This is a genomic window from Echinicola pacifica DSM 19836, assembly GCF_000373245.1.
GTDB lineage: Bacteria > Bacteroidota > Bacteroidia > Cytophagales > Cyclobacteriaceae > Echinicola > Echinicola pacifica.
On sequence record NZ_KB890756.1, the window covers coordinates 165,141 to 179,689 of the forward strand.

At 46.2% G+C, this 14,549-nt stretch carries 8 protein-coding genes; 4 read left to right on the plus strand and 4 right to left on the minus strand.

The features are described 5' to 3' along the window. Positions 1 to 292: 292 nt before the first annotated feature. The gene (locus B050_RS0118035) at positions 293 to 1,672 is read right to left on the minus strand and encodes a glycoside hydrolase family 88/105 protein (protein ID WP_018475360.1); all 1,380 of its coding nucleotides are present in this window, start codon (positions 1,670 to 1,672) and stop codon (positions 293 to 295) included. A gap of 374 nt (positions 1,673 to 2,046) precedes the next feature. On the opposite strand from B050_RS0118035, the gene B050_RS0118040 reads away from it, so the two are divergent. Beyond that, on the plus strand, positions 2,047 to 3,543 hold the full coding sequence (locus B050_RS0118040) for a rhamnogalacturonan acetylesterase (protein WP_018475362.1): 1,497 nt from the start codon (positions 2,047 to 2,049) through the stop codon (positions 3,541 to 3,543). Positions 3,544 to 3,916: 373 nt separating this feature from the next. On the opposite strand, the gene B050_RS23295 is transcribed toward B050_RS0118040, so the two are convergent. Next, positions 3,917 to 4,324 (minus strand): alkaline phosphatase family protein, encoded by a 408-nt coding sequence (locus B050_RS23295; RefSeq protein ID WP_083923301.1) that lies wholly within the window; start codon positions 4,322 to 4,324, stop codon positions 3,917 to 3,919. 457 nt (positions 4,325 to 4,781) lie between these two features. Here B050_RS23295 and B050_RS0118050 point away from each other — a divergent pair, with 457 nt between their 5' ends. Beyond that, entirely contained in the window at positions 4,782 to 6,392 is a 1,611-nt protein-coding gene (locus tag B050_RS0118050; protein ID WP_018475364.1) for an arylsulfatase, read from the plus strand. 86 nt (positions 6,393 to 6,478) lie between these two features. Beyond that, a complete protein-coding gene (locus B050_RS0118055; protein WP_018475365.1) occupies positions 6,479 to 7,534 on the plus strand; it encodes an HAD family hydrolase in 1,056 nt (351 codons plus the stop codon). A 92-nt stretch (positions 7,535 to 7,626) separates the two neighbouring features. On the opposite strand, the gene B050_RS0118060 is transcribed toward B050_RS0118055, so the two are convergent. Then, on the minus strand, positions 7,627 to 8,694 hold the full coding sequence (locus B050_RS0118060; protein WP_018475366.1) for a branched-chain amino acid aminotransferase: 1,068 nt from the start codon (positions 8,692 to 8,694) through the stop codon (positions 7,627 to 7,629). Positions 8,695 to 8,802: 108 nt separating this feature from the next. Here B050_RS0118060 and B050_RS0118065 point away from each other — a divergent pair, with 108 nt between their 5' ends. After that, the gene (locus tag B050_RS0118065; protein ID WP_018475367.1) at positions 8,803 to 10,227 is read left to right on the plus strand and encodes an aminotransferase-like domain-containing protein; all 1,425 of its coding nucleotides are present in this window, start codon (positions 8,803 to 8,805) and stop codon (positions 10,225 to 10,227) included. Between the two features lie 243 nt (positions 10,228 to 10,470). On the opposite strand, the gene B050_RS0118070 is transcribed toward B050_RS0118065, so the two are convergent. Further along, positions 10,471 to 14,118, minus strand: coding sequence for a DUF4450 domain-containing protein (locus B050_RS0118070; protein WP_018475368.1), 3,648 nt, complete (start codon positions 14,116 to 14,118; stop codon positions 10,471 to 10,473). Between the last annotated feature and the right edge of the window lie 431 nt (positions 14,119 to 14,549).

The window sequence follows — 14,549 nt, forward strand, 5'->3', positions numbered from 1 at the left end:
CTTAGCCTGCTGCCTTTCAGAATCCTTCAGTGTGCGGAGCAATGCAGGAAGATCCGGGGAAATGACAGAAATGGTCCGGGCAGGCTTCCAGCCATCAAAAGTATATCAAGGCAATATGACTCTCAGTCTCCCGGCAGAATTGCCTCTATTAAAAAAATAAAGCTGCCTCATTTCCCCCTTGCCTTGGCTTCCGAACGAATCCGAAAATCAGCTGCATGCCCGATTTTTGGGTGGGAAGCAGCTGTGATCCAGGCTAGGTGACTTATGAGGCAGCTTGAATGTTATAGATGACTTATTTGGAGGATTTATCTAATAATTGGACAGAGCTATCATTGATCTCAAACTCATGCATCTGCAACATACGAATCACCTCGGCACCGGCAGCGATCACGGGACCATAGCCATGGGCAGCATAAGGATTGATCGGGCGATGGTAATAGAAGGCAGGGTCAAATCCCATTCCGGTACCCACGCAGGTTCCTTCCACCTGTCCTTTGTCATTCACCATGGTACTTACGGCATTCCATGCCAAAAGCGTCATAGGGGCATAAGCCTGATCATCCACCCATCCTTCATTTACCGCCTTAGCGATGCAATACGCATAAATGGCAGTGGCGGAAGTTTCCAGATAAGAGTCATTCTGATCCAGCAGCTGGTGCCAGAAGCCAGAGCCCGACTGCAATCTCGCTAGGCCTTTGATGTGTTTTTGTAATAGGTCTAAGATGAAAGGTCTGCCAGGATGATCTTCAGGCAGCGCTTCCAAAACCTCCACTTTGGTCAGGATAGCCCAGCCATTGGCTCTTCCCCAGTGAAACTGTGGATGGACATCCATTCCCTGGACCCATCCATGCATATAGAGCCCCTTCTCCTCATTGAACATACGGCCAGAGAATAATTTAATTTGCCGCACGGCCTCATCATAATACTTCTGCTTACCTGTATATTTCCCCATCTGGACGATGGCGGGCACACTCATATACATATCGTCCAGCCAGAGGGTATTCTTCAGGGGCCGATTTCTAGCCAGGGTACCATCCTCCAGTCGGAACTGGCTGGTCATGATATAATTCATAAAATTATCTACCACCGGCTGCACATTGGCATCCAGCCCCGCCTGATCGGCCTTGATAAAGGAGGCACACAGCGCTCCGGCATCATCCAAAGCTCCAGGGTAAAGCACCGAATGTAATGCATGCTCCTTGCCTTCCACCTGCTGAAAATGAGGATAGAGGTCTGCAATAAACTTCACTCTTTCCTTGGTATAATTGGTATATCGATCGTCTCCGGTCACCTCGCCAGCCAGCAGCATGGAGGAGTAAGTCACCCCCCACTCATAGCTCAGCAGTCTGAAATCTCCCTGATCCAGCACAGAATTATTATCCACTTTGCTAAAGTCCGATAGGGCAGTTCCGTCTTTTTTGTCCAAGATTCTGGCAGGGGTGCTGGCCGCCAAATAATCATACACCCGGTCAATTACCGCCTTCACTTCCTTCTGTTCTGGAAATCCATAAGGTACAGGATAGTCTGGCTCCAGCAGATGCAGCGGGGTATTGGTATCGGTAAGTACAGCTGGTGTTTCTGCTTTTTGCTCTTTTGCTGCTTCTGGCGAGCAGGCCAGACTTAGGCTTAGGATCCCGATCATGCCGGGTTTCAGGAGTTGTCTAACTTTCATAGAATATAATGGTAAAATTTGGGTCGTTTTTGATGACTAAATTTAAAAGCATAAAATTATCCTTTTCAGGCAATTCTCTGTACTGTACTGTGGGGGAAGAGCCCAAAACCATATACTACAGTACAGATTTGCCGCAGGCGATCAGTAGATTTAAAACCAAATATGCATTGGTCAATAAGTGGATCGGGGCAACAATAAAGATCTCTAAAAGGAGGCTCCAATCCGGAATATCAGGCTAGCAATAGGCAGTTCTGCCGAAGGGCATAGGACTCTTTTCCTAAACTACCTGATTATATTCCAATCTCCGACTAAGAAGGACTCCAAATGCAAAAACAAGATGAATACCCAATAGAAAAAGATAAAATACTATATATATGCGTAAAAAGATAAGCTATACCCTTCCCCTCCTCGCTGTGATGCTCTTATTGCTGGCTTTTGTAAGCAAGGAGAAAAAAACCACCTTATACATCATTGGAGACAGTACGGTGCGGAATAGCCGTGGAGATGGAGGCCCGGGACAATGGGGCTGGGGCACATTCATGCAGGACTTCTTTGACAGCAGCCGCGTGGAAGTCAGCAATCAGGCGATGGCCGGCAGAAGCACCCGGACATTTGTCAAGGAAGGCCGCTGGCAAAGAGTCCTGGACGAGCTAAAACCCGGGGACTATGTCATGATGCAATTTGGACATAATGAAGGGAGCAAGCCAGACACCACCCGCGGAGGATACCGAGGCGTGCTCCGTGGCACTGGGGATGAAACGGTGGAATTGACCTGGCCAGACGGTAGCGAGGAGACCGTCCACAGCTATGGCTGGTACCTGAAGAAATTTGTCACTGAGGCCAGGGCCAAGGGAGCCGTACCCATAATCTGCTCAATGATCCCCCGCAATAAATTCCCTGATGGAGAAGTGGAGCGTGCCCATCAGGATTACGGAAAGTGGGCTAAGGAAATAGCCCGCAAAACTGGCGCACCATTCATAGACCTCAACAGCATGGTGGCTGATCAGTACGATGAGTGGGGGCCGGAAGTGGTCAAGGGACTCTTTGAGAAAGATCATACCCATACCAATGAGGCTGGCGCTCGCATCAATGCCTGGACGGTGGTCCAAGGACTAAAGGGGCTGGAAGACTGCGAACTAAAAACCTACCTCACTCAGGACAAGCCTACCTTATACCTCATCGGAGATTCCACGGTGAAGAATGGCCAGGGAGATGGCGCCGGAGGACTCTGGGGCTGGGGCGACTATATGTCCCCTTATTTCGACCTGGAACATATAAAAGTTCAAAATCACGCGTTGGGAGGTACCAGCAGCCGGACTTTCCAGACCTATGGTCTTTGGGAAAAAGTACGTCAAAAACTAGAGCCTGGCGACTATGTCATCATGCAATTTGGTCATAATGACAGCAGCCCACTGGATGACGAGGCTAGGGCCCGGGGGACCATACGAAGCGCCGGTACAGAAGCCGAAGAGATCTATAATCCCATCACCAATCAGCATGAAACGGTCTATTCCTATGGCCAGTACCTAAAACAGCTCATCACAGAAACGAAAGCAGCAGGGGCGACTCCCATCGTCTGCTCCCTAATCCCGAGAAACAGCTGGAAGGATGGGAAGGTAAACCGTGCAGATCAGGACTATGGGCTATGGGCTAAGCAAGCCGCAGAAACCCGTGATGCATTCTTCATTGACCTCAACACCCGCATAGCAGACCACTATAACGAAAAGGGAGAAGCCTATGTCCGCGCACATTACTTCAACGAAAAAGACCATACCCACACCATACTAGAAGGCGCCGAGTACAATGCAAAAGCCGTGGTGCAAGGAATCAAAGCCCTCGACAACTGTGACCTAAAAGCCTTCTTGAAATAAAAGTGGTCACCAGAAGGTTTTCCCTTTTTGATGAATATCATTTGTGGATGGAAAGAGAGGCTATAATATAGAATCCATTTATATTAAACCTCCGCTAATTACCTAAGCCCTATTTTCTCTATAATAGGATCGCCAATAGGATACTGAATGGCGGATTCCTTGTCTGGGCAATTGGGGATAGAGGGAGGGAAAGAAAATAAGTTGATGTAGAGAAAAAATGAGTGATTATTAAAAAGAGGCCCGAAGTCATTTAGAGTAGAGGCTGAGGAAAAAAAGCGTGACCATCCTATTTGTTAGGGTGCCTTTGCGTATATGGAGGAAATACTAAAAGAGTAAAAAAGACTGACACTAGGCCAGTCTTTTTTACAATATATCAACTTCCGCCAGCGGTTGAGAGCTTCTTCATCACATCCTCCAAGTTGAAACTTGCAGGAGCTTGACGTGGTGGATATTCTTTGAATGTTTCCAGGAACTTACCTGCTTCTTTCTGTGCTGGCACGATCAGGAAGGCATGTCTTAAGACAAAATCCCAGTAAGTATTGGAAGTAATGTCGGCTTGCTCATAGGGATCTGCTCTAAGATCAAACATTTTTGGTAAGCGCAGAGGCGTAAATGGTTCTGCCCAAATCTTCAACGTTCCTTGCTGTCTTTGCTCCAAGAACACCAATTTCCAATTTTCGTATCGAATCCCCACCAATTGGGTATCATCATTAAAGTAGAAGAATTCCCTACGTGGTGATTTATCTACCTGGCCAGTTAGGTAAGGTACAAGGTCAAATATTGCAGCCTGTCAAGATCAATTTTTACCTATCAATGAATGGGAGTTGTAAGGATAGCTGAGCACCAACTTGGATGGAAATAGCGTATGGTCTTTGAAAAAGTCGAGGAGCCAGGGCGTATTTCTCTTTCATCGGCAATCAATGCCATTAATAGAAAACACCTAATTCAGCGGTAATCACTAATGAATTGCTGAGCTATCTGGAAATAGCTAGCAGAATCCCTCGTTTGCGAAAATCACCTAAGATATACATAGAAATGGGCAGCTAAGTATCTGACTTAAAGATATTTTGGTTGACCAATTTACCATTCGATATTAAATATAATGAAAAATGAAATTTTAGATTTTAAAGGAGAATAAGGTGTTTTTTACATAAAAAAAGTTAAAATAATTATATCAACTTGTAAAATAAACCTATAGTTCAGAACTTTATACTATAAAAATCATCAACTAACATTTTATGAATCGAATATCTTTATCGGCACTGATCGTTTTATTAGTGCTAAGTTTACCAAATATTGGTAAGGCGCAGAAAAGTAAAAAAAGGCCGACCAAGCCTAATATTATCATGCTTATCTCCGATGATACTGGATGGGGAGACCTTGGAGTATATGGAGGAGGTGTAGGACGCGGCATGCCAACTCCAAACCTAGATAATATTGCCAAAGAAGGCATGCAATTTTGGTCTTTTTATGGACAACCGAGTTGTACCCCAGGCAGAGCAGCCATGCAAACGGGAAGAATACCTAACCGTTCGGGAATGACCACTGTGGCATTCCAGGGTCAAGGAGGAGGACTTCCAGCAGCCGAATGGACTTTAGCTTCCGTGCTGAAAAAAGCAGACTATAACACTTACTTCTCAGGAAAATGGCATTTGGGCGAGGATGATTATGCTATGCCTTCAGCTCATGGATATGACAAAATGGAGAATGTGGTACTCTACCACCTTAATGCCTACACGTATGCTTTTCCTTCCTGGAACCCAGAGATGTCCTCAGAAATGTCTGAATTTTTCCAGAAGACTACCACTGGAATCTTAGAAGCAGAGGCCGGACAGGCAGTAAAAGAAGTAGCTAAGGTTACGCCAGAAAACATTGCTGAGCTGGATATGAATATGACGGAAAATGTCCTTAAGCAAATGGATGTATATGCCAAGGATGACAATCCATTTTTCATGAGCATCAACTTTGCTAAAAACCACCAGCCCAACTTGCCTTCTAAGCAATTTAAAGGTAAATCACCTGCCAAAAGCAATTATGCTGACTGTGTAATGGAAATGGACTATAATGTGGGTCGTATAATGGACAAAATCAAAGCGCTAGGTATCGAAGAAAACACCATCGTAATCTATACAGTAGATAATGGCGCTTGGCAGGATGTATATCCAGATGCTGGATACACTCCTTTTAGAGGTTCTAAAGGTACTGACAGAGAAGGCGGAAGCCTCGTACCTGCTATGGCTTGGTGGCCAGGACAGATTAAAGCTGGTTCGGACAATCATGACATTGTAGGTGGATTGGACCTTATGGCCACTTTTGCTAGCTTAGCGGGCATCTCCCTTCCTACCGAAGACAGAGAAGGCGTACCTATGATTTTTGATAGCTACGATATGTCAAATATCCTATTCGACGAAGGAGAGCCTTTACGTAGAAAATGGTTCTATTTCACAGAATCTGAATTGTCTCCAGGTGCCATCCGTGTGGACCGCTGGAAAGCAGTTTTCAATACTCGTGGTGATAATGGCGCTATGGCGGGAAGTGATTCTCCAGGTCAGCAACTAGGCTGGAGAGGTGATCAAACTTATATCGCTACCGTACCGGCTATCTATGACCTATGGGCTGATCCTCAGGAACGTTACGATCTATTCATGAATAGTTTTACTGAAAAAACATGGACACTTCCTATTTTCAATAAAGCTACAGAAGAACTAATGGAATCGTATGAAAAATATCCACCACGTCCACTTCAAAGTGAGGTATTTACAGGACCAATGGAGATTACTCGCTTTAGAAATATTGAAAAAGCTAAGAAGTTGATCAAAGATAAAGGAATTGAAATTCCTGAACTTTAAGGTCAATACCTTCATTTATTATTACAGAAAAAGAGTGCTTTCCGCACTCTTTTTCTGTTTCTATTTCTATTTTAAACCATAAAGCCATGAAAAAACACAGCCAAACCTTCCCCTGTTTTTTACTTTTATCCTTTGTGATCCTATTTTCTTCCTGCCAAAAGCAAGTTGATGAAACTTCTTCAACCGAAATAATCCTAGAGGAAAATCAAGAAAGCACTGACCCACTTCCTTCCTGGAATGATGGCAAAACTAAGGAGTCCATCATTAATTTTGTCACCAAGGCCACCACAGAAGGACATCCTGACTTCATCAAAAAAGAAGACCGCATCGTCACCACCGACAATGACGGCACCCTGTGGTCTGAGCAACCCGCTTATTTCCAACTTTTTTTTGCCCTCGACCGCATTCACGCTCTTGCTTCGGAACATCCCGAATGGAAAAATAAACAGCCTTATAAGTCCGTTTTGGAAAACGATATGAAAACCCTGATGGCCCAGGGCGAAAAAGGTATTCTGGAAATTGTCATGGCCTCCCATGCTGGCATCAGCACTGATGAATTTGCTAGCATCGTCAAAGACTGGATAGCCACTGCCCAGCACCCCACAAAAAAGAAAAAATATACCGAGTTGGTGTTTCAGCCAATGCTAGAACTCATCAACTACCTCCAGGCTAATGAGTTCAAAACCTTCATAGTGTCTGGTGGTGGCATCGAATTTATGCGCCCATGGACAGAAGAAGTATATAATATCCCAAAAGATCAGGTAGTCGGAAGCAGCATAAAAACCAAATATGAATATAAGGACGGCCAACCTACCATTACGAGATTGGCGGAGATTGACTTGATTGATGACAAGGAGGGCAAACCAGTGGGTATCAACCGCTATATCGGCCGTAAACCCGTAATTGCCATTGGAAATTCTGACGGCGATTTACAAATGATGCATTGGGCTGAATCTAATTCGATCAAGAACTTACAGATCTATATCCACCATACCGACTCTACTCGCGAATGGGCTTACGATCGGGAATCTCATATTGGCACTTTTGATAAGGCCTTGGATGAGGCTAGCCAAAAAGGCTGGGCTTTAGTAGATATGGCCAAAGATTGGAAGGTGATCTATCCTTATGAACTTAAAGATTGATCCTATTCGCAACCTGCATCCCTAAGATCAATAAAAAATATTTCACCCAGTTTTCCTTCCACGGTAAGTAAGGAGAACTGGGTGAAATAAGCTTACTTCACCAAATCCACTTCTATAAGGCTGCTCCAGCCATAAGGGTCCACTTCCCTTCCCAGACGGATGTCTGACAGCTTCTTTTTTAATAAATACATCTTTGCATCTTCCTCCACATAGGGAAAGTAATCTTCCCCTTCCATATGAATCAGCTTGAAGGGGGTAAGCACGGCGGCAGTCCCCACACCAAAAGCCTCCACTCTTTTACCGTCCTCAAATGCCTGTTGAAGCTCCTTTATTGCAATCGGCCGTACTTCACAGCTCCAATTCATATCCTTGGCGACCTGCAATAAGGAGTCCCTAGTAAGCCCCGCCAGTACCGTCTCGCCTGTAGGAGGCGTCAGCAGAATACCATCTATTATAAACATCAAATTCATTGTCCCTGACTCCTCCAAATACTCATGATCCCGGCTATTAGTCCACATCACCTGATCATATCCTTCCTGCTGGGCTAAATAAGCAGGATAATACGAGGCACCATAATTACCTCCATTCTTTGCCATACCTGCGCCGCCGGGGCAAGCACGAGTATAATGCTTCTCTACTTTTACCTTTAGCGGAGCAGAATAATAAGCCGCCAAGGGGGAAGCTACCACCATAAACTTATATTCCCTGGAAATACTCACCCCCAGACGCTCCTCCGTCGCAATCATAAAAGGCCGCAGGTACAAACTAAACCCTTCCCGATCAGTCACCCAGTCCTGGTCCACCTCCACCAGTTTTTTGATGCCTGCTATAAATAATTCCGCAGGTAGCTCAGGCATGGCCATCCGGCGAAGCGACTGATTCATCCGCTCCCAATGCCCCTCCAATCGGAAGATGCTGATCGATCCATCGACCTGCCGATAGGCCTTTAAACCCTCAAAAACCGTCTGCCCATAATGCAGACACATCGATAAGGGCGATAATGAAAGGGACTCAAATCCTCTAATCTCAGCAGACTGCCAAGCTCCATCTGCATAATCAGCCACTAACATATGATCAGTGGCAGCCTTGCCAAATTGAAACTGATCAAAATCAAATTGATCTAAAGCACTGCTCGGTTTTAACTTTATTTTAATTTCCATTTTATATCATTTGTCAGGTTAAAATTTCGAATACCCTCAAAACTAAATAATATACAAGAACCAATACAGTTACAGATTTTTGTATTTTTGAGCATAACAGATTTTAAAATGAATTTATACGAAAAGCTAGGCGCAGAACTGGAGCAGCAGATCAAAAATGGGACTTTCAAATATGGAGAGCGGCTGCCCTCCATACGAAGTATCCATAAGGAATCTACGCTAAGTATCAGCACAGTACTTCAAGCCATGTATTGGCTGGAGAGCCGCGGACTGGTGGAGGCCAAGCCAAAAAAGGGCTATTTCGTAACTTATCAACCTCACCAGCTGGTCTTCCAGGCGGTGAAATACCCTGCCCGCCCCTCCCAGGGCAAGGAAGGCATGACGGATTTTGTACATAAGGTATATGGCATGGAGCAGGAAGAGCTGGAGCTGACGGACTTCTCGCTTGGAGCGCCACATTCCAGCATGCTTCCGATCGCCAAACTAAAAAAGATCATTCGGGAAACGCTACGCGAAAGTCCTGAAGCCTGCACGCAGTATGAGCCCATTCAGGGCAGTCGTCTTCTTCGACGGCAAATCGCCAAGAGGACGACCTTATGGGAAAAAGGCCTGTCCACGGAGGAACTTGTCACCACCAATGGCTGCATACATGCCCTGGCCATTTCTTTGATGGCCCTGACTAAGAAAGGAGACACTATCCTGACTGAAAGCCCCGTGTACTTTGGTACCTTGCAGCTGGCCCAGAGTTTAGGGCTCCAATGTATCGAAATGCCAACCCACAGCCTGCATGGCATCGATCTTGAAGTAGTGAAGGGATATCTTAAGAATTCTCCAGTAGCCGCGATCATCGTCGTCAGCAATTTCAATAACCCTCTGGGCTTCTCCATGTCCGAGCAAAGTAAGCGCGCCTTAGTAAAAATCTGCACTAACCACCAGGTCCCCCTCATAGAAGAAGACCTGTATGGAGACGTCTATTTCGGAAAAGAAAGACCCATTTCCTGTAAGAGTATCGATAAGGAAGGCATCGTTCTTTGGTGCAGCTCCGTCTCCAAAACCCTTGCCCCAGGATACCGCGTGGGCTGGATCGCCCCGGGAAAATTCATGGATGATATCTGTCGAGTTAAATTGGTCCATTCTATTTCCTGCCCTACACTCTTGCATGAATCTATCGCCAAGTTCATTGACAAAAGCCGATACGAAAACCACCTCCGCCAACTCCGTAGCAGCCTTCAGCATAACCTACATAAATACCTGCATATCATTCAGGAATATTTCCCCGAAAATACCAAAGTCACTTTTCCGGACGGGGGATTTCTGCTTTGGCTGGAGCTCGACCCTAGGATCAACACCGGGCTACTTTATGAACCTGCTCTAAGGCTGGGGATTAAATATGCGCCAGGAAGGATGTTTACTCTTAAGGACCAATACAATAACTGCCTCCGTCTCAGTTTTGGCTTGCCCTGGGATGAGCAAACCGCCACCGCCCTGACCAAGCTGGGGCTGCTATTACAGCATCAGCTGGTGAATTATTAATTGGAGAAATTATATGTTGACAAGGCGGGAAGGTCCTGAAATTTGAGAGCGCTGTTTCACGGCAACGGCTAGCGCTTTATTTCCATTCTGATCATGGCCCCGCACACAGCTCACATAGTCCCTTTTATGGTCACTCTATCTGCCCTAGGCTGATCAAACAATCAGCCGCAAAGTGAAAAATGAGTTTAGGGATCCCATAAGCATGAAAAACTCCCGGGTAATCCCTCGCCTTTTACTTGTCTTTTACTCCCTTTCCAGGGTTACCGCCATCAGGCCAATTACCACCTCAATGGTCGTCGCTTTTACTTCCAGGTAATCCAATTCCTTCTTTGGATCTAGAGGCAAATCCAGCACCGTGGCCGCCCCACCATCAATACCATATTCGGTAAAGTGGTCGATGGCGACATAGTTATCATGGGCCTTACGGCTGATTTTGCCAGTTTTTAAGTGAACCCTGAAAGGCCTCGGCACTCCCATCTTATAGGCATAATCATCGATATAATAATCCTGCTCAATCGGCCACCAACTTTCTGGATTCCTCAAAGACAAGCTATCCCTGCTGCCATCTTTATAGTGCACGACCACCTGGCCATTTTCTATTCTGCTCTGCATATGATTGGTAGATCCGGCCATTAGCAGATAAGCATGAGCGGCCTTTCCTGCCAGAGGCAGCTGGACACTTTCGGGGTAATTATCCCAAAGAGAAGCAAATAGGATATTGTCTTTCGAAGCTTCCGCGGGGGTTTTGAATGGAATGCCTTGCGGCAAAACAATTTGGTCATTTTTACCAGCCAATTTCCGCAGCCCTTCATCATTGATATCCATATAGGCAGCATAGGAAGCCCAATCCCCCATTCCCTGAATAGGAAGCTGCAAGGTGGGATAAGGCGATCGAGGGCTGAGGTATTCATTTCTGAATAATGCACTGACCTTATCATTCATCTGAGCTGTGATGTCCTGCATTTCCAGCTGCTTTGAAGAAGCATTCAGATCCCAATGAATCAGTTCCTGCTGAGCGAGGAGTATATCGTTATGGTAAAGTTCCAGCACATTCGTCCCTGTCTGAAGAAAGGAAAGGGCCTCAACGGTATAATCATGCCTAGTATTAGGTGACAGATTTACCTGCTCCTTCCATACTTTGCCGTTTACCATAAGGGTAGCTTTCTGGACCTCCTTTTGGTAATTGGTAATGGAAAATTTCAGCGCCGCAGGACTTTGATCTTCGTAGGGTTTTATCACCAGCTTTGGCACCACCTTGAGGGCTATCGGCTCCCACCAAGTCAGTTGTCCTTGCTGCAGCTTAGCAAAAAAGGTTTTGTCTCCAAGTTGATTTCCGACCCTGGTATTTAAGCCATTAGTGGTGATTTCCTTTTCGGCAAACAGGCCCTCCGGATCATTCAATTGTAAGAATTGGGCATCTCCTCCATCTATATGGCTATATTCACCTGCTGTCAGCTGCTTGGGGAAAGGAAAAGGCTTGATGGGTTTCCCTTGCCAGGTAATGGATATCCGGCATTTTTCTGCTAATGGACTTAGGATCATGATGGCTGCTGTGCCCACATGATTTTCCACCAGCTTCCAATCCACGGATTCCCCATCGATCTTTATTGCCGCAATACGGTCTGTTTGCGCTCTTATAATCAGCTCCAGGGTCAGCGGCTTGCCATATCGATTGGTGATTTCATAATGATCCACCTCTCCATTTCGCTCGAAGTGTATTGCCACGTTTGGAGTGCTTAGTGAAGCAGACGGCCAGTCGCTGGGAAAGCCCGGCTTGATCACCAGCCTATCGTTCATCAGATCCGGCATGAGGCCAAACAGACCTTCGATAAGTGACCGTGCTCCCATGCCCACAGCGTCGGCAAAATCACGGTAAAGCTCACCTCTCATGGCATCGATAAAAGATAGTTGCTGGAAATTCCCTGGGCTGCCGCCCAAATACATACTTTCCAACAAGGCACTTTTCCATAATCTATAAGCTTCCCTGGTATTTCCTGCTTGCCAATAAGCCAAACTGGTGTGCAGCACCTCTGCCAAGGCCACATTATTCACCGACCAGGTATAAGGCATCCAGTTGGTCGTGGAGAGGCTATGGAATTGTCCCTCCTCCAAGCCATCTGCCACCAATGGGATATGTGGAATCTGAGTATCTACATATCGGGTCATCTGCCAAGCCTGAAAAGGGTCGGGCACCTCACTGTCTATACTATGATAGATCGACCAAAGGCCCGCTTGAGGGTGTAAATTTTTAGGCCCTAAGAAATCTTTATATTCCGCATACCATCCCCCAGACAGCCATAGATGATCATTCATAGCCTTAAGGATATGGGCGGATTCCTGCTGATATTGGCTTCCATCAGCACCAATAAACTCCGCTAATTCTGAAGCTCTTTTATTGGCATAATAATTATAGGCAGAGGCATGAGCCACACCGCCGCTATTGTACTGGAGGGCATCACTGGCCCAGATGCTGGCATAGGCATTATATAATCCATCCCCATCGGGATCAAAATTCCTCTTTTCCCAGTTTAAGTGCCGCTCAATATTTGGCCATACTTCCCGAAGATACTCGATATCCCCTGTCCAGTCGAAGTACCGGATCAACTGGTCGAAGAACACTTGATTCATATCATAATGATGCGGTGCTGATGGGGCGCCCGGGCGACGACTGATATAGCCCTCATTAAAGATTGACTTCCCGGTCTGCTCCATTTGTCGAGCCAGATGCCTGGTGCTATCTGGATCATTCCTACTTCCCCCTGGGGCCAAATACTGCGAAGCGAGGTAGCCATCGAAATGCACTTTGGCACGGTCATGCCAGCCTAGGTCATTGGCTACATAAGCTCCTCTCCATCCCGGTAGAGGCATTCGCCATGCCACCGCACCATGTACATAAGCCGGAGCATCATAGATCGCATCTGCAGCAATGCACAGCGCCCCAGCCACCGTATTGATATAAGGATCGGGTGTGCGCACCTGTACCCTATTGGCTATTTCCTCTCGCATGATATTGGCCTGATCATAGGCCACAGCCATCTGATCATAGGCGATCACTGCTGAGTTTTCGGGAAAAATAGCAAAATAATGAATCTGCTCAGCCACCGCCATTCTCCCCATCACCACTGGCTGAGAAGTCGCCTGAGAGCCCCATAGCGTTTTTGGCGAAGTGATTTCCTCAGCACTACCAATCTTTACCTTTGCAGAAGGAGGGAAAACTGCCATCATCTTTGATCTGTCACCCTCCTTCTTATCGGCGCCATATTGCAGCTCAATTTGGTTATCTTCATTCAGCACAAATTCATTGCCCTCGGCCTTCTGACCGCTTAGGTCAAAAACCGTAGGTGGGTCAGCACCCAAATCCCCCATTCGCCGGAATTTCTTCCCTGTAACACCCCCATACAGCCAGGTCAAATCCAGGTCCTGGGGCAAGCCTTGTGGGTTCAACTTAAAGATCGCTCCTTCCCTATCTCTCAGCGGCATCACCTCCAGGCTAATCGACCCTCCCTCAAATAAAGGATCAGAAATATGGTACACCATCATCCCAGCCCTATATCTAGCCTCCACTTGCGCGCATTCATGCAGCCATTTCGAATCCTCACCACGCTGAATCCCCAGCCTAAAATGTCCTCCCATACCCGGCAGATAAAACGAGAAAAGCGGCTGATCCCCCGCCTCCGTCCGGAAGTCAGAATGATACCCGTATAAGGCTCTATTGAAGCGGCGATCGCCATTATTGATCACGAAATCCTGCTCATCCGGATGATAGCGCAGCTCCCTGGGGATATCATGCCAATATTCCTGAGCCTGACCTTTCGGAGTCACAAAAATCATGAGGCCAATACAAGCCATCAGCATTGAGAAGAAAGAAAGGATTTTTGGAGGAATGGACATGACAATCGATTTGTATTTATGATATGAATAAGTCTATTTGGGACGAACTGTAAGGCTGTGGAATTAGGGAAACAGCATAATAAACGCCTTCAGGATTCCCCAGAGGGAAAGCTAAAAAAAACCACCCGCCCAATGCGAATGGCTTTTAACCATTTATTAACCCTAACTATAGTCCTAATTTTGATCGGGGCGATTTGCCCATGGAAAGCTGCTTGGCAGGCTGATATACAAATCATTACCTGCAACTCTTTCCATCACTTTAGGCTGACAAGGTATCTGCAAATATCAAAATACGCGTACTGTACTATCCCGTTTTGGCCAAAAAATGGTGTTATAATCCATTGCCTACCTTCCCCCGATGAGGAGATCTAAAGCGATCCTGCCAGTGCAGAACAGTTTATTAGAAAGATTTATGTTTATTGCCTTATTGA